Source organism: Flavobacterium panacis, from assembly GCF_024649945.1.
Classification (GTDB): Bacteria; Bacteroidota; Bacteroidia; order Flavobacteriales; family Flavobacteriaceae; genus Flavobacterium; species Flavobacterium panacis.
In genome coordinates this window covers 1-25,978 of sequence record NZ_JANKMS010000009.1, presented here as the reverse complement: position 1 = coordinate 25,978, position 25,978 = coordinate 1, and the positions used below count along the sequence as shown (strand labels likewise).

24 protein-coding genes are annotated in these 25,978 nt (G+C 33.5%); 7 read left to right on the top strand and 17 right to left on the bottom strand.

Annotation, left to right across the window (positions count from 1 at the left end; genetic code table 11):
• Positions 1 to 357: 357 nt before the first annotated feature.
• The 16 genes from NQQ59_RS18265 to NQQ59_RS18190 form a co-directional block, all read right to left on the bottom strand.
• Positions 358 to 1,827, bottom strand: a complete 1,470-nt coding sequence (locus NQQ59_RS18265; RefSeq protein WP_144216915.1) for a nicotinate phosphoribosyltransferase — start codon at positions 1,825 to 1,827, stop codon at positions 358 to 360.
• 77 nt (positions 1,828 to 1,904) lie between these two features.
• The gene (locus NQQ59_RS18260; protein WP_144216913.1) at positions 1,905 to 2,867 is read right to left on the bottom strand and encodes an ADP-ribosylglycohydrolase family protein; all 963 of its coding nucleotides are present in this window, start codon (positions 2,865 to 2,867) and stop codon (positions 1,905 to 1,907) included.
• Positions 2,867 to 3,598: a metallophosphoesterase family protein gene (locus NQQ59_RS18255; protein WP_144216912.1), complete on the bottom strand. Its 732-nt coding sequence runs from the start codon at positions 3,596 to 3,598 to the stop codon at positions 2,867 to 2,869. The genes NQQ59_RS18260 and NQQ59_RS18255 overlap by 1 nt, the downstream gene beginning before the upstream one ends.
• Before the next feature lie 2 nt (positions 3,599 to 3,600).
• A complete protein-coding gene (locus NQQ59_RS18250; protein ID WP_144216910.1) occupies positions 3,601 to 4,143 on the bottom strand; it encodes an RNA 2'-phosphotransferase in 543 nt (180 codons plus the stop codon).
• Positions 4,144 to 4,166: 23 nt separating this feature from the next.
• A complete protein-coding gene (locus NQQ59_RS18245) occupies positions 4,167 to 4,637 on the bottom strand; it encodes a macro domain-containing protein (RefSeq protein ID WP_144216908.1) in 471 nt (156 codons plus the stop codon).
• 90 nt (positions 4,638 to 4,727) lie between these two features.
• On the bottom strand, positions 4,728 to 5,234 hold the full coding sequence (locus NQQ59_RS18240) for an O-acetyl-ADP-ribose deacetylase (protein ID WP_144216906.1): 507 nt from the start codon (positions 5,232 to 5,234) through the stop codon (positions 4,728 to 4,730).
• A gap of 5 nt (positions 5,235 to 5,239) precedes the next feature.
• Positions 5,240 to 5,767: an NADAR family protein gene (locus tag NQQ59_RS18235; RefSeq protein ID WP_144216904.1), complete on the bottom strand. Its 528-nt coding sequence runs from the start codon at positions 5,765 to 5,767 to the stop codon at positions 5,240 to 5,242.
• A gap of 10 nt (positions 5,768 to 5,777) precedes the next feature.
• A complete protein-coding gene (locus NQQ59_RS18230; RefSeq protein ID WP_144216902.1) occupies positions 5,778 to 6,860 on the bottom strand; it encodes an adenylosuccinate synthetase in 1,083 nt (360 codons plus the stop codon).
• Between the two features lie 164 nt (positions 6,861 to 7,024).
• Positions 7,025 to 7,894, bottom strand: a complete 870-nt coding sequence (locus tag NQQ59_RS18225) for a hypothetical protein (protein ID WP_144216900.1) — start codon at positions 7,892 to 7,894, stop codon at positions 7,025 to 7,027.
• A gap of 2 nt (positions 7,895 to 7,896) precedes the next feature.
• The gene (locus NQQ59_RS18220) at positions 7,897 to 8,232 is read right to left on the bottom strand and encodes a hypothetical protein (protein ID WP_144216898.1); all 336 of its coding nucleotides are present in this window, start codon (positions 8,230 to 8,232) and stop codon (positions 7,897 to 7,899) included.
• 102 nt (positions 8,233 to 8,334) lie between these two features.
• A complete protein-coding gene (locus NQQ59_RS18215; RefSeq protein ID WP_144219800.1) occupies positions 8,335 to 8,805 on the bottom strand; it encodes a nucleoside 2-deoxyribosyltransferase domain-containing protein in 471 nt (156 codons plus the stop codon).
• Between the two features lies 1 nt (position 8,806).
• Entirely contained in the window at positions 8,807 to 9,625 is an 819-nt protein-coding gene (locus NQQ59_RS18210) for a TIGR02452 family protein (RefSeq protein WP_144216896.1), read from the bottom strand.
• Complete coding sequence (gene prs / locus NQQ59_RS18205) at positions 9,622 to 10,449, bottom strand: ribose-phosphate diphosphokinase (RefSeq protein WP_144216894.1); 828 nt, start codon at positions 10,447 to 10,449, stop codon at positions 9,622 to 9,624. Before prs ends, NQQ59_RS18210 begins: the two co-directional genes overlap by 4 nt.
• A 74-nt stretch (positions 10,450 to 10,523) precedes the next feature.
• Positions 10,524 to 11,216, bottom strand: a complete 693-nt coding sequence (locus NQQ59_RS18200) for an NUDIX hydrolase (RefSeq protein ID WP_144216892.1) — start codon at positions 11,214 to 11,216, stop codon at positions 10,524 to 10,526.
• 107 nt (positions 11,217 to 11,323) lie between these two features.
• The gene (locus NQQ59_RS18195) at positions 11,324 to 11,686 is read right to left on the bottom strand and encodes a PKD domain-containing protein (protein ID WP_144216890.1); all 363 of its coding nucleotides are present in this window, start codon (positions 11,684 to 11,686) and stop codon (positions 11,324 to 11,326) included.
• 101 nt (positions 11,687 to 11,787) lie between these two features.
• Positions 11,788 to 12,693, bottom strand: a complete 906-nt coding sequence (locus NQQ59_RS18190; protein WP_144216889.1) for a LysR family transcriptional regulator — start codon at positions 12,691 to 12,693, stop codon at positions 11,788 to 11,790.
• A gap of 85 nt (positions 12,694 to 12,778) precedes the next feature.
• On the opposite strand from NQQ59_RS18190, the gene NQQ59_RS18185 reads away from it, so the two are divergent.
• Both NQQ59_RS18185 and NQQ59_RS18180 read left to right on the top strand, forming a co-directional pair.
• Positions 12,779 to 13,540 carry a type 1 glutamine amidotransferase domain-containing protein gene (locus NQQ59_RS18185; RefSeq protein ID WP_186296609.1) on the top strand — a complete coding sequence of 254 codons (762 nt, stop codon included), beginning with the start codon at positions 12,779 to 12,781 and terminating at the stop codon, positions 13,538 to 13,540.
• 166 nt (positions 13,541 to 13,706) lie between these two features.
• Complete coding sequence (locus NQQ59_RS18180; RefSeq protein WP_144216887.1) at positions 13,707 to 14,864, top strand: iron-containing alcohol dehydrogenase; 1,158 nt, start codon at positions 13,707 to 13,709, stop codon at positions 14,862 to 14,864.
• 265 nt (positions 14,865 to 15,129) lie between these two features.
• On the opposite strand, the gene NQQ59_RS18175 is transcribed toward NQQ59_RS18180, so the two are convergent.
• Positions 15,130 to 17,523, bottom strand: a complete 2,394-nt coding sequence (locus NQQ59_RS18175) for a toxin-antitoxin system YwqK family antitoxin (RefSeq protein ID WP_186296608.1) — start codon at positions 17,521 to 17,523, stop codon at positions 15,130 to 15,132.
• A 242-nt stretch (positions 17,524 to 17,765) separates the two neighbouring features.
• Here NQQ59_RS18175 and NQQ59_RS18170 point away from each other — a divergent pair, with 242 nt between their 5' ends.
• From NQQ59_RS18170 to NQQ59_RS18150, 5 genes are all read left to right on the top strand, one after another.
• Positions 17,766 to 18,761, top strand: a complete 996-nt coding sequence (locus tag NQQ59_RS18170) for an NAD(P)H-dependent glycerol-3-phosphate dehydrogenase (protein WP_144216883.1) — start codon at positions 17,766 to 17,768, stop codon at positions 18,759 to 18,761.
• Positions 18,762 to 19,161: 400 nt separating this feature from the next.
• A complete protein-coding gene (locus tag NQQ59_RS18165; RefSeq protein WP_144216881.1) occupies positions 19,162 to 21,828 on the top strand; it encodes a TonB-dependent receptor in 2,667 nt (888 codons plus the stop codon).
• Between the two features lie 11 nt (positions 21,829 to 21,839).
• On the top strand, positions 21,840 to 23,150 hold the full coding sequence (locus tag NQQ59_RS18160; RefSeq protein WP_144216879.1) for a DUF4876 domain-containing protein: 1,311 nt from the start codon (positions 21,840 to 21,842) through the stop codon (positions 23,148 to 23,150).
• An 11-nt stretch (positions 23,151 to 23,161) separates the two neighbouring features.
• Positions 23,162 to 24,751: a DUF6850 family outer membrane beta-barrel protein gene (locus tag NQQ59_RS18155; protein ID WP_144216877.1), complete on the top strand. Its 1,590-nt coding sequence runs from the start codon at positions 23,162 to 23,164 to the stop codon at positions 24,749 to 24,751.
• A gap of 1 nt (position 24,752) precedes the next feature.
• On the top strand, positions 24,753 to 25,892 hold the full coding sequence (locus NQQ59_RS18150; RefSeq protein WP_144216875.1) for a cytochrome-c peroxidase: 1,140 nt from the start codon (positions 24,753 to 24,755) through the stop codon (positions 25,890 to 25,892).
• The last annotated feature ends 86 nt before the right edge of the window (positions 25,893 to 25,978 follow it).

Here is a 25,978-nt window from a genome sequence, read left to right as displayed (position 1 = left end):
GTTTTTTTTATTTTCAACAGTACAAGGCTTTAGCCAAAATTGCAATGTTTGGCTAAAGCCAATTAAAAACATCAATATTTTTCCCCCAGTTAAAACTGGAGGCAATTGAACAACAACAACGAAAAAACCTTTGTCAAAGTTTGAAACTTTGACAAAGGTCTTAGTGATTTAATATCTTATTCTGAAAGCTCCAGCGGAGCTAAATATTTATAGCAAAAACAGCGGCACACAATTCAAAGCTCCAGCGGAGCGAAATATATCACCCCTACAAGGCTTTTATTGTGATACTTTAAAAATGATGCTATAAATATTTCGTCCCTCTGGGACTTGATTATAAATGCGTTCTAAACTTTGATATTATGCTTCAACGTTCACTTCACTTTTTACTCTTGTTCTAATTTCACTTAGCGATTGATCAATCAAAAGTTTTCCATCTCTAAAAACTTCCTTCAATTCGCCTTGTTTTTCTTCTTCCCAAGAAACATTATCCGTTAAATGATACTTACCGTCGATTAAATCGATTTTCATCAATCCTTTAGCTGATTTTTTAGTTCCGTCATCTGTAATCGGATCTTTGAAGATGGCTCTTCCCTCTCCGTTTACTTCTCCGTAAGTTGCTTTCATTGCAAACCCGAAAGTATCTCTGGTATTGTATTGATATGTAAAAGATCCGATTCCTAAAACAACATTTGTAGAAGCAAATCCTTTTTCTTTTAATCTTTCGCAGATTTGAGTTGCTCTTGCCACGGTAATACTGTCTCCATAAATCGCTCCGATTTGTGGAACCAATTCTTTGAATCCTTTAGCATTTGTCGTTCCACCGAAAACATCCCAAAGCAATTCGATAACGCCTTTTTTCTCTTGTTCTGTTTTTCCATTTGAATTTCCGCAGATAATATCAACTGGATCACCGCTGTCAGGACGAATTACGACTTTGCCTTCTCTTGAAACGATTTCTTCTTTTAATCTTGGAAGATAATCTGTTAGAACTTTCCATAAATCCCAAGTATCAGAAACGATAGAAACAATTCCTTTTGGATACACTTCTGTAATTAATCTTTTAAAAGTTTCATACTCGCCTTCAGTTGTTCCCATACACATCACAGAATGTTCTGTCGCTGCAACTGAACCTGCAACCAATTCCTGATCTGAATTAGCTTTGTAATATTCTTCTAAGAAATCAATTGCTGGAATCGTATCAGATCCTGTGAAACTTAATAAATGTCCGGCTGCAGAAGTTAATGCCGCTTCTATCCCTCCCATTCCTCTCATGGAGAAATCGTGCGCTTGCCAATCTACGAATTCTGGAACAGAAGAGGTTTCTGCTGCATATTTGTCTAATACTTTTCTATACTCTTTTGCAATTGTTGCTGAGTTACAAGGCAACCAAACTACTGCAGAAAGTAACGTTTCGAAATAATTCGTCAGCCAGAAAAATTCTGGAATCGTATTGTACATCGTAAACATTGGAACTCGCAACGGAACGCTTGCTCCTTCTGGCAATGCTTTAAAAACCATTGGAATATATCCTAAATCATGTAGGTCTTCAATATGTTTAATTCCGACAAGATTTTCGCCTAAATAATTATTGATTCTTCGAGAATACTTTTTAATCACTTCTTCTTTTGGCTTTTTGAAGAATTCCTCTTCAAAGTCATGAATGATATATTTTTTGATGAAATACTGCAATCCGAAAAAGATGACTTCATCAACCGTTTCAATTCTTGATTTTCTTGGTGTCCAGTTAGAATATACAATTGTGGTTCCGTCTGGATATTGTCTTCTGTGGTCAACTTTGTAACCGTCGGTTAATAGTAGTGGGTTCATATATTTTATGGTATTATTTTAAATTTTCGTACAAATTATCAAATTTCAAAGACATATTCAAATATTCCTAAATTCAGTTATTTTTCTAATTTCTTTGACAATCTATTTGCTAAATCTTTTATATCATTAGATCTCGCCAAACTATCGATCCATTTTGCTGGTATATTTTCGATTCCGTAATAAATTCCAGCCAATCCGCCTGCGACTGCCGCAGTTGTATCCGTATCACTTCCTAGATTGACAGCTTTCAATACTGCGTCTTTATAATTATCACTTTGAAGAAAACACCAAATAGCAGCTTCCAATGTATTCAATACATAACCAGAAGAAAACACTTCCGATTCGGAAACAGATTCAATGGGCTGAACATCATAATCACCAACTTTAATAGAAAGTATTCGATGAAAACATTCAATTTCTGACTGAGGCATATTAGCATTCTCAAAAAACAATTTTACAATTTCCTGCATTTCTTTTAAGGCATCGTCTTTACTTTTGCCATTGAATAACTGTAGAGAATATTCAAGATAAATAAAACAAGCCATTACGGAACGAATATGACGATGCGTAAGTGACGAAACTTCTTTAACATGCTGAAATCGCTGGTCTATCGGCATATCTTTGATATAAAAAAGCAATGGAAGAATACGCATTAAAGAACCATTTCCATTGCTGTCTTCTGTATCGCCTCCTGCAAGTAAAGGATCTTTTCCACAATGCAATTCATGAATGGCAATTGATGTTGCAATCCCGATATCGAAAACTTCACCATGCGGTGTCCAATAGCTGTGTTCTTTCCAGTTTACAAAGCAATTGGCTAGTTTTTGCAAATTGTATTCTTCTGCTAATGTTTCTGCAAGGCAAAAAGTCAATGAACTGTCATCACTCCAAGTACCTGCAGGTTGATTGTGTGTTCCATATCCAATCATGTCAACAGCTGGAGATTCTTTCATCTGATTTCTCGAAAGAAATTCAAACGGAACACCTAACGCATCACCAACTGCAACACCAAACAAACCCGCTTCTATTTTACTTTTCATTATTTATTTCTTCCTTTTTCGTTGGTATAAAATGTCTGTACGACATCGCTTTGCCAAAATTCTTTTGTTTGAATATCTAGACAGGAAAGTTTTCCATAAAAACATGCTCCCGTATCAATATTCCAAACATTACAACCTTGCATTGGAATGTCTACATCGTAATGAAGTGTTGGCGTGTGTCCGATATAAATTTCATTAAAAAGCAATAACCTTTTTGGGTATAAAAGTGAATCTTTTTTGATTCGTTTGTCCATTGTCACTGCCATTTCCCATAACGTTCGATCCCACGAAAAATTGGTTTGGTAATGTTCTTTTTCTGGTCCGTGCATCGATGAGAATCCGGCGTGAATGAAAAGATTGTTATTTTCATCTACGAAATAATCTTTCATTTGATCAAAGAATTTTACATGCTTCTGCCTTTCCGAAAGATCAATATCTTGATAACTTTCTATAGTCGATTTTCCTCCATGCAAAAACCAGATATCATTTATGACATCTTTTTCTAACCATTCCTGACACCAAGCATCGTGATTTCCTTTTATAAAAATACATTCGTGTTTTTGAGATAAATCAATCAGAAAATCAATAACCTGCGCCGATTCGCTCCAACCATCCACATAATCTCCCAAGAAAATCAATCGGTCATTTTCAGATATTGTAACTCGCTCCAATAACTGAATCAAGGCTTTTAATCCTCCGTGAATATCTCCAAAAACTAGTGTTCTTTTCATTTTTAAAATTCAATGTATTTTGCAGGAACCTCATCAGTCAACCAAACATTGTTTTCAGATAAATAAAATTTAAATCCGTCTCTGTACATGGCTCCACTTCTAATGGTTAAAATCTGCGGCACTCCTCTTCTACTTCCAACTTTTGTTGCTGTTTCTTTGTCTTTGCTTAAATGCACGTGCTGACGGCTCATTTTTTTCAAACCTTCTTTACGAATGTTTTCCATGAATTTGCCAACTGTTCCGTGATACAAATATTCTGAAGGTTCTGTTTCTGCCAGATTTAATTCAACCGAAATCGAATGTCCCTGACTTGCACGAATTTTGGTTTTATCCTCATTGTAAGCAAAACGCTTTTTATCGTTATTTTCTACAACGTAATCTAAAAGTTCCGCATCTAAACGTTGTCCTTTTTTATTACATTTTATAATTAATTCTTGTACATCTGCCCATCCATTTTCGTCTAATTTTAATCCGATAGTTTCAGGCGAATGTCTAAGCACCAGACTCAAAAATTTGCTGACGCTTTTTGCTATTTTTTCATTCATCTTTAATATTTTTTATTATGGATTTAAAAATCATAAACCACGACTTTTATATCCTGATCAGACAGCGTTTTAAGAATGATAGGTTCAATCATTTCCCATTTTCCTCCTGCTAATCCGCATCCAATTCTTGGCATATGAACTGATGCATTGTTTGTTTTTGCAAAATCAGAAACTGCTTTTAATCCTTCTTCAATAGCATTGTATCGAATTGGAGCACCACCATTTTCATCTTTATTGATTTTGTGCTGACCTATTAAATTCGCCACCCATAAATCTTCTTCAACTTGAACAAACTGTACTTTCCCTAATTCGAAATCATTTTTAGATTTGAACCATTCACGATATTGTTTTTCTGGCGTTTTCCATCTTTTTGAAATTGCCATTACAAATCCTTTTCCCCATCCGCCAATATCATTGCAAACGTGAACGATTATTTTGTTTTCTGGTCCTTGTGGTGATGTTGCATCGCCTTTTATATATTGAATATCTTCCATTTTTTCTGTTTTTAATCAAACGTTCCTACGGAACGTAAATTCAATTTATCGATATTTTTTTCTACCAACGAAATGTTCCTAACGGAACAACTACAGAATGCTTTTATAAATCTGATAATTTTCATCATCAAAGCAAACAAAGAGTACTTTGTCTATTTCCGAAATCTTGTTAAAATCTTTCACAGCTTTTACCGCGATTTCAGCAGCTTTATCTTTGGGAAAATGATAAATTCCCGTACTGATATTTGGAAAAGCAATCGTTTTAATTCCGTTTTCTACAGCAAGATTTAAGCTGTTATTGTAACAATTTGCCAGCAATCTTGATTTTTCTTCCTTATCACCATTCCAAACTGGTCCAACAGTATGAATAACATATTTACAAGGAAGATTTCCAGCCGTTGTAATTACAGCTTCACCTGTTTTGCACCCTCCTTGCTTATTTCTAATGTGGACACATTCATCTAAAATTGCTTTTCCTCCTTTTCGATGAATCGCTCCATCAACACCACCGCCTCCAAGCAAAGAAGTGTTCGCGGCATTTACTATTGCATCAACCTGAATTTCTGTTATGTCTGCTTTTAGCAATTCAATTTTCATGATAATTATTTCAATTCATCTCTAACTTCCATCAAAGCAAAACCTAAAAGATTCAGTCCTTTCCATTTTTCAGGATTTAAAGCATCTTTGTGATCTTCCGCCATTCCGATTCCCCAAATTGGATCGACTGGACTTGCTTCGACAATAACTCGTTCGTTCGTATTTAATAAGAAGGTTTTCAAATCAGCATTTTGACTGAATTTGTGGAAGTTTCCTTGTTTTACGATTTCATATCGGTTTTCTAACCAGATTTTATCATCATAATTTCTAACCTTTCGACCTAATTTTTTAGCTTCCGCTGGAGATTTGCATTCCAGGATTTTTTCTAAAATTTCCTGATCCTCAAATAATTCCGCTTTCTTAGCCATCATCCAGTGTTCGGCAGTTTTATACGTTATTCCTTCCACTTCAAAAGAACTCAACCACCATTGACTGAAACAAGTTTTAATAATCGTTCCGTCTTTACTTGGCTGATGTCCCCAGAAAAATAAAAATTTACTTTCTGGATCTATGTTTTCTATATTGTATTTCATTTTTTCTATTTTATTGATACAAAGAAGTTATGTTTTTGAAATCTTTTGAATCGGGTGAAAATGATCCATAAATTTCATTGAATTCTGTTGTGAGATTTTCAAACTCGTAATCCTGCTCCAGCTGATCCATACAGGTTACAACCAAATTTCGTTTTGCCATTGGGCTGTAGGCTGTATCGAGTTTTAGAGCATAATTCAGAAGTTCGTAATTCAGAGTTCCAAAACGTAAATGTTTTTGGTATTCGTTAAAAACACAGGTTTCTTCTTCGTTGTTTTTTAATTTAATTTCTCCTTCATTCGCCATCCAGCCGTGTCCGTGGCGGGTTGAATAACTTCGGGTTATGTAATAAACCACTACATCTTCAATCTTTAGTTTATTACAAATTTCAATGGCATTTTTTGAAGTAGTATTAGCATACGTTACATTGGGGAAAACCCCATGATCCATGTCGAGCAGAATTCCCTGACTACCTTCAAAAATCAGATTTTCATATTTTGAAAGGAATGTGTAATCGACAATATTCCATTGTATTTTATCGATAGCTTCCAGATATCGCTCTACTTCATCGTCGATGTCACTTTCGTTTGAAAAACCATAATAATAGGCGATTTGGTTTAGTTTTTCTAAAAGCATTTCGCGAGGCGCAATCAAATCGATAGCAAACAATTTGTACGGACCTTCGTTTCTTTTCATGGTTGAACCAATGCCTTTTCCGCAGGTTCCGTTTTCAATGTTTCGTACATTTCCTCTGTTGTGCCAGACATCAAAAGGAGTGGTAACTTTTGCTAAAGGGTGAATGTACAAATCCAGATTAGCTTTTTTTTCTTTTAATTCTTCTCTTTCGTTATAAAGAAAAAGTGGATGAATCGTACAATGCTCACTATAATAAGACGGAAGTCCGCGAAGTGCTCCGCTAGCAAAACTTGAATGCACGTGTTTTCTGTCACCTATCATAACGGTATGCGCGGCTTGCTGTCCTCCCGAAAAGCGAATAACTATAGATTCAGGGTTTTGTTTTGCCAGAAAATCTGTTGTTATGCCTTTCCCTTCATCACCAAATCCTAAACCTATAACTATTTTCGCTGTTTTCATTTTTTTATTTTTTAATCTCGCAAAGGCGCAGAGACGCTAAGTTTTTTAAACCTAACTTTTCAATTAAGAAATCTTTGCGACTTCGCGTCTTTGCGAGCAAATTTCTCATTGCTAAGAAAAAAACTTTATATTTTAATCTCGCAAAGGCGCAGAGACGCTAAGATTTAAAGCATTTCTATATTATCTAAACCTGTGTTTATTGTATCAGAAACTGGTGTTGTTCCTAAACCTGAACTTTTATGTTTATCACAGATTATTTTTTTGATTACGTTTGGAATTTCTCTGTGATCTTCGATAGACAAACAGTTTTGTCCCAACAATTCTTTCCATTCAACATCAGCGTTGATTGCTTGTCCTGAATGCAAAACACTAATGTGATATACGTCGTACCTTTTTTGCGCTTCTGCTAATAATTCAAGATGCGTATAAGTCTGTTGTCCCTGACCCATTATTTCTTTAATTGCTGAAGCTGGAAGCGTTTTTAAACCTGGTTCATCACCTACTGTAAACAACAATCCTTTTTGTCCTCTTTTTTCGAAAGCATCGGTTTTGGTGTGAAAAGCTGCAAAATACCAAGCTAAAAGATAACTTTCTCCAGCGTTTCCTCCGCCTCCGCCTTCGATGTAGGTTCTTGTTAACCACATATCCAATTCTTCGTCACCAGATTCAAACTGACCAACTTGAAGCGGATATCTGTCGCATTCGTGATCTCCAATTCCTAAGAATAAAAGTGCTGGATCTGGAACGCCTCCTTGAATAATTCCGCCCATTAATTTTGGAAGTCCGTCTTTAATCAATTCGTGTGGAATATGTCCCATACTTCCTGTAACGTCCAATCCTAAAATGATTGGAACGGTGTTTGGATGCACATCAGAATCTCTTGCTTCTCTAAAAATCACTCCATTCGGATTCATAGATTCATGAGCCTTATGTAATGCGTTCTGTGTAAATATCTCACTAGCTGATTTCTTTCCGTAACCTGCTGCTTCTGCTCTGCTCAAACGAGCGCCTATATCGTATCTTGTACCTCCCATAACTAGAATTTTTTACCAAATAAATATTCAAATCTCTTTTTTGTAACCTCAAACTGTATGTTTAAATTTCTGATGGTCAACGAAAGTTCCATGTCTTTCTGCACAAAGGCTTCTGGCTGAAAATCAGCAAATGTCAAACTGTTTTTATCCAGCGGACTAATATCAATTAATCCTTCTTGCTCTCTTTCGAGTCTTTTGATTTTTAATTCGATGTCTTCGACTCTTCGTCTGTAAATTAATTCAGAATCTTCACCAATTACTTTGGCTCTGTCTTCTCTAATCTGATCATTGTTTCTTTTTAAAGATTCAATAAATCTTGGTTTTAAATCGTCGCTCATAACTTTATTGGTTGTTTTTGTTTCAGGTTTTTCTTGTTTCAGGTTGTATATTTAACTTGAAATTTGGAATATTAAACTTGAAACGGTTAATAGATTATCTTTTTATAATTTGATCAAACTCTTTAGTGCTTTAATTAAATCTTCTAAGCTTTCAAAAGTTGGAATTCCTTTGCGTTTGCAAACAATGTCGATATTTCCTTTTCTCCAAAAAACCTCTTCACAACATACCAGCATCTTTTTTGAATCTGCAAACAATCCTAATTCGAGCATTGAAATGGGAGATTTAGAGTTTTTATCAAAAAACATAATAATGAAATCTGATGCTTCTAAAGCATTTAACTCCCAGTTTACCTGATCACTGAATTGTTTATTTTCGATTGATTGTTCCCAGCTCGAATCCCAATCAAAACGTCTTGGATTAAAAATTACGACTTCTTTTTCTTTATAGAAATCTTGAAAATCGCTGACTACTTTTTGCTGCCAGTCTTCCGAATTGCCCATTTCTATTGTTCCGGCAAGAAAGATTTTAATTCCTTGATTCTCAATTTCGTTTACTGGATAAATGACTTTCATATCAATTGAATGTATCTTCAAAAATCTTAAGAGTTGGTTTTTTATCAGAATTGCTAAATATGGCAAAGACTATCTTTTTGAAAGCACCAGCATATTTTTCTGCAATAATTTCTTTAAATAATTGCGCTACATCTTTAGGTTCATTTCTAAAAACACCACATCCCCAAGCTCCCAAAATCAATGTTTCAATATTTTGTTTTGCTGCAATTGCTAATACTTTATCCATCCTCCTTTTGAAAACTTCATCTGTTTTAGCAATTTCATCTTTCCTGTTGTGCTGCAACATCGCGCCTTTGTTTGGTGCCGGCGCCGTGATTACATCTGCAACAAATGGTTTTTCAAAATAATTCCCATTATCATCATTCCAAAACAAAACATTTGGACTGTAAATCATATATTCTGAATACAAAAACGAAGATTGATTTCTGTTAAAATCATACATCGTTTTGTCTTTAATCTGCGTATCATAAAGATTGGATGATCTTGCCAAACTTTCTTCCTGAGCCGAAGCGCCTCCTAGAAATCCACCACCTGGATTCTTCGCTGAAGCGAAATTCAGAACACAGATTTTACCATTTTCTTCTTGAATAATTGCTTCAATTGTCGAACAGTTTTTCGTAATTATTTCTGTTTCAAACTTATTTTCAATTGGTGTTTTCAAAATTGCATCCCAATCGTTTGGTGCAATGGTGAACGTATTTTTTATAGATTCTTTAAGTTCTTTTTCTACGGGAATCTTTTTCCCTTTATAATCATAAAAACCTTTCTGTATGATTTCTAAGGTTTTATTTGCTATTTCTGTTCTTGCATTTTTATTCATAATTCAAATTTTATGACTTCAACGTTCTCGCCGTCAAAGTCTTTAAAAGAATTCGTAGTAAATATTTTGTCGAAACAATCTAAAACTTCAAATCCTTTATTGAAAATTCCGTGGCTTACTGCCAAGTATAATTTCCCTGCGTTTTTCTTTTTTAATTCTTCTGCTAATCCTACGAAAGTTCCTCCTCCATCGCAGATATCATCTACAATTAAACAATCCATTCCTTCTAAATCATCATTGTAAACTTTAAACCCAGATAATTTTCCAGTTTTTACATCACGGCTTTTACTGCATTCTACAACCTCAACACCACCTAAAAATTCAGATACTTTGTAGATTTTTTTCAAAGCGCCTCCGTCTGGAGAAATCAGTTTTACGTTTTCGCCTACTCTTTTTATCACTTCTTGAATAAAACTGTAATTCGGAATTACAGTACTATTATTCAACAAAGCTGGCGTAACTTCAGAATGCGCATCAAAAACAAACACTTTGTTCAATTGCATGGCGTTGATGATACCTGCATACACTTTTACAGATAACGGCTCACCAGGAATCATAACACGATCTTGTCTCGCAGCTGGAAAATACGGAATAAAAAGATCAATAATCTTAATGTCCATTCTGCGCAAAGCATCTACTGTAATACACAACAAACCTAAATCGTTGAATGAATTTAATCTATGTGTAATGGTCACTTTTCTATTTACATCAAAATCTGGAACGATTTTGATGTGTGGTTCTCCTCCAGAGAAAGTAAAACTTTGAAATTTAATTTCTTCCTGATTTTGAAATGGAGCGAATTTTGGGTCGAGATTTAGTATCATAGCTTTTTAGTTTGCGTTAATTATACGCAAATGTAGAATTTAATTTTAAATAAACAATATATTTTGTGTAAAAATTACGCAAACTTTATTTCGAAGTGAAAGCCTTCTTTAACTAACGAACTGTATTTCAATTTATTAAACTTAAAAAGTTTGGCAGGCCTTCCGTTTTTTACAGGAGCAATTTTATCGGTTTGTTCCAAGATTCCGTAACTCAATATTTTTTTTCTGAAGTTTCTTCGATCGATTTCCTTTTCTAAAATGGTACAATAAAGATTTTCCAAATCCGAAAATAAAAATTCATCTGGAAGCAAATCGAAACCAATAGGCTCGTAAGTTAGTTTTGATTTTAATCGTGCAATGGCTTTTTTGAGAATTAAATTATGATCAAATGCCAAAGACGGAATTTCATCAATTTTAAACCATTGTACTCTTTCTGCATCGGTATCGGCTTTAATTTCTAAGTTTGAAGCATCGACCAAAGCGTAATACGCTACTGAAATTACACGATTTCTGGAATCTCTAAAAATATCATCTCCAAAAGTGTATAATTGTTCCATGAAATTCAGCTGAACATTGGTTTCTTCATGCAATTCTCGAATTACTGCATCGCTCAACGATTCCTCATTCTGAACCAAACCTCCTGGTAATGCCCAGTATTTATCAGCAGAACCAAACTTTTGTTCGATCAATAACACATATAAACCGTTGTTTTTATAACCAAAAACAATAGCATCTACCGCAATTCTAATATTTTGTAATTTTTCCATAATCGTAAATCATATCAAACAAATATAACGAATGAGAGTCAATTCTGTAATTGAATGCTCAAGCATAAATCACAGAATTGACTCTCAAAAAATATATTGTCGGTTTTCTAATTCACCGTTATCGTTTTATTTTTCTCATGTGAACATTCTGAAGAATTTCCTTTCTTGGTCGTAACTTCAGCTTTAACTGTATAAGAACCTGCTGCACTATAAGTGTGTGATACAGCTATACCAGTCGCAGTTTGCCCATCTCCAAAAGTCCATTTTACATTGCTTAGTGTTCTTTCGTCTCCAGAATACTCAATTGAAAAATTAATCTTTTTTGAATTGGCAGCATCTGCAGGATGCTTTAATTCAGTAAAAATAGAATCTCCAAAACAATCTACTATATTTTCTTCCTCACTTTTACTGCAAGAAATACTGATGAAAAATGCCATTGTAAACATTAAAACTGCTGTAATCTTTTTCATAATGGAAATTTTAGTGGTTTATTACTCAAAAATATTCTTTTAAAAAATAAGGTCAAAGCAAAAAAAGAAGAATTTTCAGATGTTTTAATAAGGGTAAAAATCTATAATCTGTTACCGAAAAACAGTTTTAATTCTTTAGCAATAATCTCAAAAAACGAGTTTACGTTATTATTTTTTGGAGTTAGTAAGTACACAAATTCTTCTGGGACATGAAAACTATTCCATACTAATTGAAGCTTATTTTTTTTAATGAAATTTCTCGCATTACAATTCCATGTTGCAGCAATTCCATCATGTTTAGATAAAAGTCTTAACATTTCAAATTCAGAAGGAATAATATAATTGGGTACCATTGATGGCCTCTTTTTATTAAAAGCATGCAACCAAAACAGCTTTATGTGCGGAATACGAGCATCATGGCTGTACCATTTCTGTGCATTAAGCCATTGCTCTATTTCGGTAAAATTATCTGATTTTAATTTCTGACGAAATTCGCTTATATCTAAACTAGTCGGTGCAACCAATATCAGTTTAATTTTTCCGACGATTTCATAAGTGGTATCAAAAGTGTCAAATCTTTTGGTGGTAATGGCAAAATCCAGTTTTTTAGCATCTACCAAAGCGAAAAGTTCATCGTTTTCTGCAAAAGTAAAATCAATTAAATCAAACTTTGCAATGAGGAGATCGCCGACACAACCAAAAAGATGTTTTGAAATACCAACAGAAATTAACCGATTCGCATCTTCGGCTTTGGATCTAAAACTAGTTTCAACACTTTCGAGCCTGTCGAGCGCGTCTATAATCAAATTATTCAGTAACTTAGCGTATTCTGTTGGTTCAACCCCTTTCGATTTTCGGTTAAACAATTTATTACCAACATGCGCTTCTAACATAGAAATCTGCTGACTCACCGCCGGCTGACTCATAAATAACTCTTTTGCGGCGACCGAAAAATTACCATTTTTATAAACCGCCTTAAATGTTCTGTACCATTCTAGATTTACCATGATATAAATTATTTTATAACAAACATAGTTTATTTTATTTTTACTGATATCACATAAGCCGTAAATTTGTTGAAAATTTAATCTTATGAAGAAAATAGCACTATTCGCAATAACTGCATTTACAGCCATAAGCTTTTCTGCTGAGGCTCAAAAATCAAATAAAAAGAAAATGAAAAAAGTATTATTTGTTGTGACCAGCAATGATAAACTGGGCAATACAGGAGAAAAAACAGGATTCTGGTCAGAAGAATTTGCTGCACCATATTATGAATTATTAGATCAGGGAGTTGAAATTACAATTGCATCTCCAAAAGGAGGACAACCACCAATTGATCCAAAAAGTGCCGATCCAGCCTCGGCAACAGAAGACACTAAACGTTTTGATGCTGATACCGTTTTACAGGAAAAATTAAAAACCACTTTGAAACTTTCAACAATTAACCAAAAAGATTACGATGCTGTTTTTTATCCAGGTGGTCATGGTCCGCTTTGGGATTTAGTGGAAGACAGAAGTTCGATTGCTTTGATTGAATCTTTTTATAAAAATGATAAACCTGTAGCTTTTGTTTGTCACGCTCCAGCCGTTTTGAAAAACGTAAAAGTGGATGGACAATATTTAGTAAAAGGTAAAAAAATAACGGGTTTTACAAACGAGGAAGAAGAAGCAGTTGGTTTAACAAAAGTAGTTCCATTTTTATTGGAAGATGCTTTAGCTTCAAACGGAGGAATTTTCTCTAAAGGACCAAACTGGCAACCTTACGCAGTAGCTGACGGACTTTTAATTACAGGTCAAAATCCTGCATCGTCTAAATTGGTTGCTGGCAAATTATTACAAAAATTGAATTAAAACAAGGTGCTGAGGAACTTAGGCGCTAAGATTCTAAGGTTTTCTCTTAGAAACTTGAAACCTAAACCTTATTCACTAATAAAAAAATTAAATAATTAATGATGCTAAGTTAAAGAGGAAAACTTAGTTCCTTAGTAGCTTAGCATCTTAGAACCTTAAAAAAAAAATGCTAAACTTTGAATTATACAATCCGACGAATTTAGTTTTCGGAAAAGGACAAATTGAAAAACTTTCGACTTTAGTTCCAAAAAATGCTAAAATACTTTTGGCTTATGGCGGTGGAAGTATCTTTAAAAACGGAATTTACGACCAAGTAATCAACAATCTGAAAGGTTTTGAAATTGTAGAATTTGGCGGAATTGAGCCGAATCCGAGATTTGAAACTTTGATGAAAGCGGTTGATGTGATTAAAGCAGAAAAAATCGATTTTATTCTGGCTGTTGGTGGTGGATCTGTAATTGATGGTGTGAAATTTATTTCGGCTGCCGTTAATTTTGATGGAAATCCATTAGATATTCTACAAAAGAGAATTTTAATTAAAGAAAACGCCATGCCTTTCGGAACTGTTTTGACCCTTCCTGCAACCGGAAGCGAAATGAATTCTGGTTATGTCGTAACGATTGAAGCAACTCAGGAAAAATTATCTTCTGGCGGAAGCGCTTTGTTTCCTCAATTCTCTATTTGTGATCCAACTGTAATTGCTTCTTTACCGAAAAGACAATTAGAAAACGGTGTTGTAGATGCCTTCACGCACGTGATGGAGCAATACTTGACTTATCCTACAGATGCTTTTCTTCAGGATAGAATTGCCGAAGGAATTTTGCAAACTTTAATTGAAGTTGGTCCAGGCGTAGTAAAAAATCCAACCGATTATACTTTGGCTTCCAACTTTATGTGGAGCTGTACAATGGCTTTAAACGGATTAATCCAGAAAGGTGTTCCAAGCGATTGGGCAACGCACATGATTGGTCACGAATTGACTGCTCTTTACGAAATTGATCATGCTAGAACTTTGGCGATTATCGGTCCGAGTTTGTACACCGTAATGTTTGAAACTAAAAAAGCAAAACTAGCCCAATACGGAAGAAGAATCTTCAATTTAACGGGTTCTGATGACGAAGTAGCAAAAGAATCAATCAACAAAACCGTTGAGTTTTTCCATACTATGGGGATGGATACGAAACTTTCTCAATACACAAACGACTATTCAAATACAGCAGATTTCATCGTAAAACGTTTTGATGAAAGAGGTTGGAAAGGTTTAGGAGAAAATCAATTAGTGACTTTAGATAAAGTAAAATCTATTGTAGAACTTTCTTACTAGTCGCAGTGTTCAGTGCCAGTTTGCAGTTTAGCAGATCACTGAAAACTGTGACTGCGACTGAAAATTAAAAAAAGGCGTTCTTATGTAAATAGGAACGCCTTTTTAAAATACTAAAACAAAACTAACTAACTCAAATCTTTTTAAATTCATTAAAATTCTAATTTATAAAGACTTACAACGTTCTGTTTTGTGTTTTATTGTATGGAAATAAAAATATTTTTTAAGATTTAAATTGCAATCGTAAAACCGCTTTTTATTTAAAGTTTTAGTTCATTTTTGCATTCAATATTTCATTCAGATTTTCAATTTCTCTTTTGACATTTTTCAAATCCACATTCTTTTTTTCTTCTAAAACTTTTTCTTTGTAAAACAGTTTTAAATCATACGAATTGCTTTTATTTTTAAGAATCAGAGTTCCAATTTCTGTTTTTTTGTTTTCATCAATTCTTAAACCTGCAATAAGATTTCCTTTGAGTTCATTTCCAAATAATAATTCAACATCTTTTTCTGAAGACATTTTTGCAGCAAACAAATAAAAGTTTTCTTCAATTGTTTTGTTATGATCTAAGTACGAACTAAATACAGTACTAAAAATTTCGGCGTATCTTCTTTGTTCATCATTTTCTTCTGTTGATTTAAACAACTTGGCTTCAATTTTATTTGCTGTTTGATAGTACAAAATACTTCCCGTTTCTGATGGGATTGTCTCGTCAACTTCTACTGATGAGCTTGTTGCAAGTAATTTTCCACTAATACTAAACTTGCCTACGTTTTTATTATTTACTTTTTCTAAAACAATTTTTCCTTTTATTTTTTTGCTAAATTCTTCCAATTCAATCGCATTATTTTTCAATTCAAAATGATATCGATTAAAATAATGCACGGCAAAAACATCAAAGTCAAAACTTTTCAGTACTCCATTTTTCCAATTTTTGGTAATAAACTGACGGTCTAGTTTTATGTATTCTGGACCGTCGATTATTTTTCCGTCTTTATAAGTCGATTTGATATTATAATTTGGATATTCATACTTTTCAAGATTTTCTAAATAGTTATTGGAATATTGGTATTTGATAATTCCATTTTCATAATAATCAACATAATTAAATTCATTAAAATCTGTAGCAAAATAACCTGAAAAAGGCTGGTCATTTTTATAAATTCCAGTGTAGAATTCTTGTTTATCTGAAGTAATTAAAAAAGATTTATCGACGATTTTTGACCTTTTTCCGTTTTCAAAATATATTGTTTTTACAACATTACTTTCTTCTTTTTTATCGTATTCACTTCTATAGTAAATCTCTTCTACAACGTTTCCTTTTTTGTAGATGGTATTCTGTTTAGCTTCCACTAAATTCCCTTCATACGGTAGATCATTTTTGTATTCGAGTTTTCCAATCACTTCTCTATTATCGTAAAAAACAGTTTCACCATTTTTAATGTCGTTTACCATAGTGTAGGTTCTAACAGGATCATCTAGATAGTAATTAAAGATTTTCTGTACGCCATTTTTCTTGTAGTCAGAAACATTGATTAATTCGTTTTGTTCCTTTTCATTTTTGATGACAAATGTTCCGTTAAACGGTTTATCATCTTTATAAATTCCTTTTGCAACAACATTTCCAGACTCGTCTTTTACAATCGATTCGCCTTCTTTTACGCCATTCACATAATTTTGATTAATACTTAAATCGCTTGCAAATTTCTCATCAAAATTACCTGCAAAAGGCTGTCCTTTTTTATAAGTTCTTTTGACTCTTATACTTCCGTCAGCATTGTATTCGATTTGATCTCCATCTAATTCTCCCTCAGAATATTGACCAACTTCCAGAACTTTCCCATTTGGATAATAGTGAATTACTTCGCCGTTTTTTTGTCCGTTTTTATAATTGGTTTTCGACTTGATCGCAACAGCAAATTTATTCTGAACATAATAATCGAAAACAATCCCATTCGAAATCTCACGACTGTATTGTACATAATCTTTCTCATCAATCATCTGCAAAATTTTTCCAGACTTGTCGTAATTGATCTGCTTGAAAGATTCTGTATAACTGTTTGCAATATCGTACCAAATTTCCTGCGCAATTTGTTTGGAGTTTATCCAAAATATCTTCTTTTTTACAATTTTTCTTTTTTCTTCTGAAGTTTCTTCACGAAGAATTATGCCTTCGATAGTTCTCAGAGGTTCTTCTTTTTCTGTTTTAGAATCTGTTCTGTTAAATTTATAATTATCCCAATTTACAACTTCTTCAAAATCGCCGTTTATAGGTTTTCCAGCTTCATATTTTCCCTTCATCAATACGGTTCCATCTTCATGGTAAATAATAGTTTCACCATCTTTTCGTCCGTTTTTGTATTGAACAGACTTAAACTTTTTACCATTCGGATAATAATAAACCAAATTGGGAACAGCAGAGAAGTTATAAAACTGATATGAAGAAGAATCGAAACCATTCTCATCAAACCAAACCGCATCACCTACATAATCATCTTCATTATCCTGAAAAGCATATGCCTGAAACTGAGGTTTTTTATTGCTGTAGAAATCTTCTATTAAAACTAAATTATCTGATTTTTTTGAAGGTTGCATTCTGTAGAAAGAAGCATTTTCTTTGGTGGTATTTTTCCAATTGGCATCGAAATAAAGTGGTTCCATAGTTTGGGAAGAAGAATAGAATGTTGAAAAAACTAAAATAAGGGTCAAATATTTACTCATCATAATTGAACGAAATTTCTCAAAAATACTATTTTTTTAACTTTAAAGCTAAAATGTATTCTGAAATTCAACCGCATTTATTTTAAAAGAAAACGATCCAGAGAGGCTTTGACAAATTTCTTAAAACAGATTTTGCTTTATTAGCACATTATTAAGTACTTTTGTTTCAAATTAATAAAATAATGAGCGAAAAGTTAAAATTTGCAGTAATTGGAGGAGGAAGCTGGGCAACGGCAATTGCAAAAATGTTATGCGTTAATCTTTCCGAAATTGCGTGGTACATGCGTAATGAATCTGCAATCGAACATATACAGAAATACAAACACAATCCGAATTATTTAAGCTCTGTTGAATTTGACATCAACAAACTTAAATTGACCAGCAATATAAACGAAGCAATCGAATACGCAGATTATATCATTTTTGCTATTCCTTCTGCTTTCTTAGATGCCGAATTGCAAAACATGACGGTTTCTTTATCTAATAAAATTATTTTTTCTGCCATTAAAGGAATTGTTCCAGAAACAAGTTTGATTGTTGGTGAGCATTTTCATATTCAATACGATATTCCATACTACAACATCGGAGTAATTACAGGTCCTTGTCATGCCGAAGAAGTAGCTTTAGAAAGACTTTCGTACTTAACGATTGCTTGTGGTGATCCTGATAAAGCGAAAACGGTCGCAAAATCACTTTCTGGAAATTACATCAAAGCCAAAATTTCAGATGATATTATCGGAACAGAATATGCTGCCATGTTGAAAAACATCTATTCTATTGCTGCCGGAATTGCACATGGTTTAGGTTATGGCGACAACTTCCAGTCGGTTTTGATGAGTAATGCGATTCGCGAAATGAAGAAATTCATTCGTAAAGTACATAAAATGAAACGTAACATTAATGATTCGGCTTATTTAGGCGATTTATTGGTTACGGGATATTCTGTTTTCTCAAGAAATAGAATGTTCGGAAATATGATTGGAAAAGGATATACTGTAAAAAGTGCTATGATGGAAATGAGTATGGTTGCTGAAGGTTATTATGCCACGAAAAGTGCCTATAAATTAAATCAAGGTTATGGTGCCAAAACGCCAATTATCGATGCGGTTTATGCAGTTTTATACGAAGGAAAAGATGCGAAATCTGTTTTCAGAAAATTGACTGAATCTTTGGATTAATTTCTTTTTAGAGCATAGAAAATAGAATAAAGAGAATAGATTTATCTTAAATATTTTAAAGAGCTGGAAAATTTTTCTGGCTCTTTTTTTATGGAAACAACTCAGAAAAACTACCGTAAACCCAAAAAATGCTTCGAAATTAACAAGAAATAGTTTGTTTTGCAATACATCAAACCTACATCGCATGTTAAAAAGTCTTGTTCTTTATTCTTACAAAAACAAAAAAAGAGTATTCCCTTGCTTTTCAAAGGACTAACTTCCTAATTTAGAAAGTCATTTCATTTGATTTTCTCACAAAAGAGTACTTTCACAATTTTACAAATCCCTTATTTTGTATTGCTTCACAAAGAATTATTGATATTTTTGCATCACTATTTTTATTCGTTCTAATTAAATACAGATGCGTTTTATTACAATTCTTCTCTTATTTACTCAAGTAATTTTTTCTCAAAAAACAATTTCCGGTAAGGTTTTATCGAAGGAAACAGGTACTTCATTGTCAGGTGTTTTTGTTCGTGACACCAAAACCGAAAACTGGACTATTTCTGATAAAGATGGGAATTTCAGCATAACCATTCCCTATTTTCAGGATATTGAATTAAATTTTTCCATTCTTGGTAAAAAAGAAATTAATCAAACTTTACAAAACGGGCAGAACACCGTTACCGTTTATTTGGAAGATAACACACTGCACCTTAAAGAAGTAACAGTTACAGCCAATAAAGAGCGTAAATATTCTGAATTAACTTTAGGTATAAATGCTATTAATAACGTTCAGGCCTTTTCTTTAGATGATGTTTTGCAACAACTTCCAGGGCAGACTACCGCAGATTTTAGTCTAAACGCGTATAAAAACATTACTTTCAGAACTGCCTCAACCTTTAAAGATGCCAAGGCTTTTGGAACTTCATTCATGATAAATGATATTCCGATTTCAAACAATGAAAATATGCAGGCCTTAAGTCCGAATACACCTTCTGGAGCAGCCAATGATTTTGGAAAAGATGGAAACAGATTCAACAATCCAAATTTGGGTGTGGATCTTAGGGAAATTTCAACCAATAACATTGAAGAGATAAAAGTTATTCAAGGAATTCCTTCTGCAAAATATGGAGATTTGACTTCAGGACTTGTCTTGATCACTACTAAAGTTGGAAATAGTCCGTATAGAGTTTCGGCTTCTATAAGAGATGCAACAAGCGAAGTGAATTTAACAAAAGGAGTTAAACTAAACGAAAATAACTCTATGAATTTTGGATTCAATTTTCTGGATTCAAAAGCAGATCCAAGAGATAATTTACTGAATTATCAACGGGTTAGCGGAAGTTTGGCATGGAAAACTACAGATAAACATTCTAAAATAAAAAACACACTAAATCTATCTTTAAGATCTAATCTTGATGATGCAAAACATGATCCTGATAAAATTTCTGCGGACGTCGTAAAAAATGAAAAGCAAGGGATTTCTATTTCTAATAATTTGATGTGGAAACCTTCGAATCTTTGGTTGGATGGTATCAATATAAATAGTGGTTTCTCTTATGACAGACAATTCTCCAGAAGAGAAAGATGGGTCAATAGATCTTTAACCGCTGCTACTGATTCTAGAGAAGAAGGAATACATGACGCTTTCATTCTACCATCGCAATATACTAGTATCAGTACGGTTGAGGGAATTCCGATTTCAACTTTTGTGAATCTCGAAACCACAAAAACAATTACCAGTAAAGCCAATTGGATTCACAGTTTGTCATTTGGATTATCTGGAAGATCAAGTTCCAACAAAGGAGAAGGAAGAAAAAGCAGCGCAGTAGGTTTATTAAATTATTATGTCCTTGATGATGGAGGCGACACTAAACTAGGCTATAGAGATTATGACTTTAATAGAACGAGAACTGAAACTCAGTTTTCAGCTTATCTAGAAGACCGCGTATATAAAAAATTTAAAGAAGACGAAATTTTAAATATTGATTATGGAGTTCGATATGAAAACCAATCTGGGAACATATCATTACAACCGCGTATCAACTCGTCTTATTCTTTCAACAAAACCTTTAGAGTTAGAGGTGGATTTGGATTATCATCTAAAGCGCCTTCTCTGAATCAATTATATACAGGAGACCGCTACTTAGACAGATTGTTAGGCAACGGAATTTATGTAAATCCTGGTGTTTATCAAAAAGCTTGGATTTTAACTGTAGTAACTTCTGGAGATAACTTGAATTTAAAACCTTCCAAATCGTACAAAACAGAAGGTGGTGTAGATATCAATCTTCCTTTTGCCAATGTAAACTTAACTGGATATTACAACAAACTGACTAATGGCTTTTTTGGCCAACAGATTCCTGTATCTAAAGAAATTCCAAAAGTGAATATTATTACAAACGGAACAGAAATGCCTACTTATGAAGTTGTTGGGACTGAAAATTTATATTATATAACAAACAGCATTCAAAACAAAACTAATTCTAGTGATATGGGTATTGAAACTATGATCAATTTCCAAAAAATCAAGGCATTAAATCTTGACATTAGTATGAATGCATCTTATGTGAAATCTAAAGATGATAGTAAAACCATAAATTATTACGGTTCTACCAATTTGCTAATGGTAGAAAAATATGGAGTATATCCTTCAATGCCTACAACAAATGAAAATTTTACTGCGAGCTTTAACTTCAGTTATCATATTCCGAAAGTAGGTTTGTTATTGTCTTTAAGAAGCGAGCATACTCTATTACGAACTTCATATAGTGCTACGAGTAAATTTCCGAATGGTTACTTAGATTCTCAATTGGTTTATCATGAAATTCCAGAAGCAGATCGTACAGATTCGCAAAAATACGGTCACATTATTCGAACTCTCACAGGTACGCAAACTAAACTTGAAGATATGCTGCATAATTTTCATCTGCGTCTTTCAAAAGATTTCTTAAACGGATTTAGTGTGTCATTCTATTCTACCAATTTTTTAAATCTAAAACCTTATTACTACAAAGACAATATTAGAAGTATGTATGACATCGCAGACTTCTCATTTGGAACCCGACTTAATTATCAATTTTAAATCTATATACTATGAAAAAAACACTCTCTATTTTTATATTGCTTTTTGCATTAATAATTCAATCCTGTAGCAATGATGATAACGAAAGTGAAGCATTAAAACCAATCGACTTCAGCATTTCACTTAAATATGATGCTACTTTCAACAGTCTGGTTGTAAAGAAAGCAAGTGTAACTATTATTAACACAGAAACAGCAAATAAATATACTGTAGAATCTGATGAAAATGGTGTTGCGCTTTTTAAACAAATTTTGCCTGGGACTTATTCTGTTACGGCTACTAAAGTGATTCAATCCGCTGAATTTACTGAGACTTTTGGATATACTCCAACAGAAACTGAAATTAATTTTAATGGTGCCGAAAGTAGTGTTGTTGTAAATGCTACTGCAACTACTCTAAATGTAGAAATGAAAACTTCTAAAGTGGGTGACTTTGTCATTAAACAAATTTACTACGGCGGATCTGACACTAAAAAAGGAGCTATTTTTAGAGATCAGTTTATCGAAATTTATAATAACTCAAACACAGTTCAGTATGCAGATGGTTTATATATGGCATTATTAACTGGATCTACTGCAACTACTGTTTTAGCTTATTCTTTACCAAACGGACAATTCGATTGGAGCAAATCTGAAGGTATGACAATGGGCAGCGAAGCCAACACAAATTTTGTTTATGCCTTAAACATTATCAAAATTCCAGGAAGTGGCACAGAATATCCAGTACAACCTGGTAAAAGCATTGTGATAGCACAAAATGCTCTTAATCATCAAGCAAACTATGTTGACAATAAAGGTAAATCTGTTAGTATTCTAAACCCAGAATTAACTGTAGATTTAAGTACTGCTGACTTCGAGTCCTTTTTAGGAACTTATTCTGGTGATCTTTACCAATATGATATTCAAAATCCTGCTGTTCCAGATGTAGATATCGCTTATTGGGGAAATAGCAACAATGATATGATATTAGACTCAAACGGAAGACATGGCTACGTTATTTTCAAAATGACTAATGCTGAGTTTGCAGCATTGAAAAAATATAAAAACCCTAAAGGAGATGCCAACCTAGCGCTTCAAATTCCAATTAGTGTTATTATTGATGGTGTTGATACTACAAAAGACTTAGGCTCAAGTCTAGTTCCTAAAAAATTACCTTCTCAAATTGATGGAGGAAATACATACCTTCCTTCTGGAGCGTATTCTTCAAAATCGGTAATGAGAAAAACTAAAACTACAGTTGCAGGAAGAATTATTCTTCAGGACACTAACAATTCTACAAATGATTTCGTAGAAGTAACAGCAAATCCAAGAGGATTTAACTAAAATTTTCTTTAATGAAAATCAATAAAATTAAAATAAATCACATTAAAAGTAATGCCTGGAAATCCTGGGCATTACTTCTTTTGTTGTTTTTTTTCGTTCTTAATACGAATGCACAAGATACTATAAAAGTGCAAAATCATCTTATTGACAATCAGATCAAAAATCAAATTTTTAAATATCCTATTGCTTATACAAATTCTACCATTAAAGATTTTACATTTAATGAAGTTTCGTATGAACATCAGCAAAATGAATTCGCAAGAAAACAGATTGCTAGCGAAGTCAATACGTATCAATTTTCTGCACAAGGCTATTTTACAACAAAATCCAAATGGAAATTATTTGGTGATCTAGCCATTAAAAAAGTATTAGAAAAAAATCTTGGATGGGTGCTTACTGATGATCGCTCCGAAGAACAAGAAGTTATTAGTCCACATTATTTTTATGTTCCCAGAAACGCCAATTGGGACAATCAGGTTTATGCCTTGAGCGGCGGTTTCTCCAAAGAGATCACCAATCATTTATCTGTTGCTGTGAAGGCCAATTATGGTGCAGAAAAATTTAGTAGAACATTAGACGCAAGATCTCAAATCACCAACAGAAATTTGGGTGGAGAAATACAAATTGGTTATCAAATTTCACAAAATCACAAAGCATTTGTTTTAGGTAGTTATGCCGAAAACCAAAAAGATTTTAATTACACTTACAATAACACCAGTTTAAACTACGAAGCATATCCAGAAACCTTTTTACGTTTTAATGCTGGCTACGGCAGAATATTGAATTATTTTAAATCTTCTGGGGCTGGGTATTTATACCAAGATATTGTAGATAAAATTGGGTTAGGCTATACGATTAAAAGCAAAAATTCAATTTTTACTGCCCTATATTACTCTAAGAATTCCAATAATATTTTTTATACCAACAATATTGATTTATCAGCAAGTGAAAGAATGAAAATTAAAACAAAAAGCAATCACGCAGAATTGTTTGCCTTTCATAAATGGAATAAAAAAGAAATACAATCCACTTTAAAATTCGATCAAAGTGATGCAAAAAATTTTGACAAACAAAGCAATGGTTACAACTATACCAGTTCATTAAATAAAATAAACTGGACAACATCACTTTCCAAAAAAACAGGTTCTAAAATCGATTACTTAGTTGGTTTAGATTTACTTTATCAGCAAAATGAATATGAGGATGTTTTGGCCACATCGCATATCGAATTAAATTCGTTGAATACGGGAATATTTGGAAGTAAGGATTTTGCTTTCACTAAAAGTAAATTAAATGTAACTACAAGTTTCAATATGTACTTCCCACTTCCATCAAAACTGGAATATTACGATACTTCTGGCGGAACCAATATTAGATTTTTTGATGAAGTGATTATTTACGATTACGCCGTAAACACCACCAATTATTTTGCTCCAGCATTGCGTTTACAATACAGCTATCCGACAAAAAACAACAAAACAGTGGTTTTCTTTACCAATTTAAAAGAGAAAATCGCACTTAAAAAACAAACTGATTATCCAGTCAGCATTAACACGAATACCACCTATTGGATTCAAATGGGTGTACAATTAAATTATTAAAATGAAAACAAAATTGATTGCTGTTTTAGCAATGTTATTTTCAATATTACTTTTATCCTATTCTAAAATTGAACCTGAGTTTTCAATTTCAGAATTAAAAGCACTTTACAGCAGTGGCGATTATCAAAAATGGCCAAAGCCTGAAGTTGACTCTATAGTTTACACCCAAGGTTTTGAAGACATCGGGCTTTTAGGCAAACCTGAATTTCCCAAAGACAATCCGTATAGCGAAGAAAAAGCCGAATTGGGTAAAGTGCTCTTCTTTGATCCGAGATTATCCAAATCTGGTCAGATTTCGTGTGCCAATTGCCATGATCCCGAACTAAATTGGGGCGATGCCAGAAGAGTTTCATACGGAGAAGGCAGACAACAAGGGAACCGAAATGCACCAAGTTTAATGAACATTGCCTATTCTAAAGTCTTCTTTTGGGATGGAAGAGCCGCAACTTTAGAAGATCAAGTAAGTTTTCCAATTCAAGATGCTAAAGAAATGAACTTTCATATCGATTTAGCAACAAAACGTTTAAATAAAATAAAAGGCTATAAACCGTATTTTAAAAAGGCTTTCGGAAAAGAGAAACTAACACAAGAAGAAATTTTAAAAGCGATTGCCACTTTCGAAAGAACATTAATTAGTCCAAAAAGTAAATTTGATAGATTCATTGAAGGAGATTCTACTCAATTAACCAACAGACAAGTTCAGGGATTACATTTATTTCGTACCAAAGCACGTTGCATTAATTGTCATAACACAGCCAATTTTGCAGATAATAAATTTCACAATGTAGGTTTAACCTATTACGGCAGACAATATGAAGATTTAGGAAGATACAATGTTACTGGAAAAGCCGAAAATGTTGGCGAATTTAAAACACAATCTTTACGAGGCGTTTCTCAAAATGCACCTTATATGCACAACGGTTTATTTCCAAATTTGCGAGGCGTCCTAAATATTTACAACGCTGGAATGCCTCAGCCGAAAAGAAAAGAAAATCAACTAAACGACACTTTGTTTCCAACAACATCAAAACTGATCAAAAAATTAGATTTAAGCCAATCAGAACTAATCGCTTTAGAAGATTTTATCATGAGTTTGTCAAGTGGAGCTTATAGAATGAGACCACCTGTTTTGCCACAGTAGTTTAGTATTCAGTCGCAGTCGCAGTCGCAGTCGCAGTCGCAGTCGCAGTCGCAGTCGCAGTCGCAGTCGCAGTCGCAGTCGCAGTC

Coding starts and splice junctions, on each gene's coding strand:
- NQQ59_RS18265 (WP_144216915.1), bottom strand. CDS start 1,827: ATGAACCCACTACTATTAACCGACGGTTACAAAGTTGACCACAGAAGA.
- NQQ59_RS18260 (WP_144216913.1), bottom strand. CDS start 2,867: ATGAAAAGTAAAATAGAAGCGGGTTTGTTTGGTGTTGCAGTTGGTGAT.
- NQQ59_RS18255 (WP_144216912.1), bottom strand. CDS start 3,598: ATGAAAAGAACACTAGTTTTTGGAGATATTCACGGAGGATTAAAAGCC.
- NQQ59_RS18250 (WP_144216910.1), bottom strand. CDS start 4,143: ATGAATGAAAAAATAGCAAAAAGCGTCAGCAAATTTTTGAGTCTGGTG.
- NQQ59_RS18245 (WP_144216908.1), bottom strand. CDS start 4,637: ATGGAAGATATTCAATATATAAAAGGCGATGCAACATCACCACAAGGA.
- NQQ59_RS18240 (WP_144216906.1), bottom strand. CDS start 5,234: ATGAAAATTGAATTGCTAAAAGCAGACATAACAGAAATTCAGGTTGAT.
- NQQ59_RS18235 (WP_144216904.1), bottom strand. CDS start 5,767: ATGAAATACAATATAGAAAACATAGATCCAGAAAGTAAATTTTTATTT.
- NQQ59_RS18230 (WP_144216902.1), bottom strand. CDS start 6,860: ATGAAAACAGCGAAAATAGTTATAGGTTTAGGATTTGGTGATGAAGGG.
- NQQ59_RS18225 (WP_144216900.1), bottom strand. CDS start 7,894: ATGGGAGGTACAAGATACGATATAGGCGCTCGTTTGAGCAGAGCAGAA.
- NQQ59_RS18220 (WP_144216898.1), bottom strand. CDS start 8,232: ATGAGCGACGATTTAAAACCAAGATTTATTGAATCTTTAAAAAGAAAC.
- NQQ59_RS18215 (WP_144219800.1), bottom strand. CDS start 8,805: ATGAAAGTCATTTATCCAGTAAACGAAATTGAGAATCAAGGAATTAAA.
- NQQ59_RS18210 (WP_144216896.1), bottom strand. CDS start 9,625: ATGAATAAAAATGCAAGAACAGAAATAGCAAATAAAACCTTAGAAATC.
- prs (WP_144216894.1), bottom strand. CDS start 10,449: ATGATACTAAATCTCGACCCAAAATTCGCTCCATTTCAAAATCAGGAA.
- NQQ59_RS18200 (WP_144216892.1), bottom strand. CDS start 11,216: ATGGAAAAATTACAAAATATTAGAATTGCGGTAGATGCTATTGTTTTT.
- NQQ59_RS18195 (WP_144216890.1), bottom strand. CDS start 11,686: ATGAAAAAGATTACAGCAGTTTTAATGTTTACAATGGCATTTTTCATC.
- NQQ59_RS18190 (WP_144216889.1), bottom strand. CDS start 12,693: ATGGTAAATCTAGAATGGTACAGAACATTTAAGGCGGTTTATAAAAAT.
- NQQ59_RS18185 (WP_186296609.1), top strand. CDS start 12,779: ATGAAGAAAATAGCACTATTCGCAATAACTGCATTTACAGCCATAAGC.
- NQQ59_RS18180 (WP_144216887.1), top strand. CDS start 13,707: ATGCTAAACTTTGAATTATACAATCCGACGAATTTAGTTTTCGGAAAA.
- NQQ59_RS18175 (WP_186296608.1), bottom strand. CDS start 17,523: ATGGAACCACTTTATTTCGATGCCAATTGGAAAAATACCACCAAAGAA.
- NQQ59_RS18170 (WP_144216883.1), top strand. CDS start 17,766: ATGAGCGAAAAGTTAAAATTTGCAGTAATTGGAGGAGGAAGCTGGGCA.
- NQQ59_RS18165 (WP_144216881.1), top strand. CDS start 19,162: ATGCGTTTTATTACAATTCTTCTCTTATTTACTCAAGTAATTTTTTCT.
- NQQ59_RS18160 (WP_144216879.1), top strand. CDS start 21,840: ATGAAAAAAACACTCTCTATTTTTATATTGCTTTTTGCATTAATAATT.
- NQQ59_RS18155 (WP_144216877.1), top strand. CDS start 23,162: ATGAAAATCAATAAAATTAAAATAAATCACATTAAAAGTAATGCCTGG.
- NQQ59_RS18150 (WP_144216875.1), top strand. CDS start 24,753: ATGAAAACAAAATTGATTGCTGTTTTAGCAATGTTATTTTCAATATTA.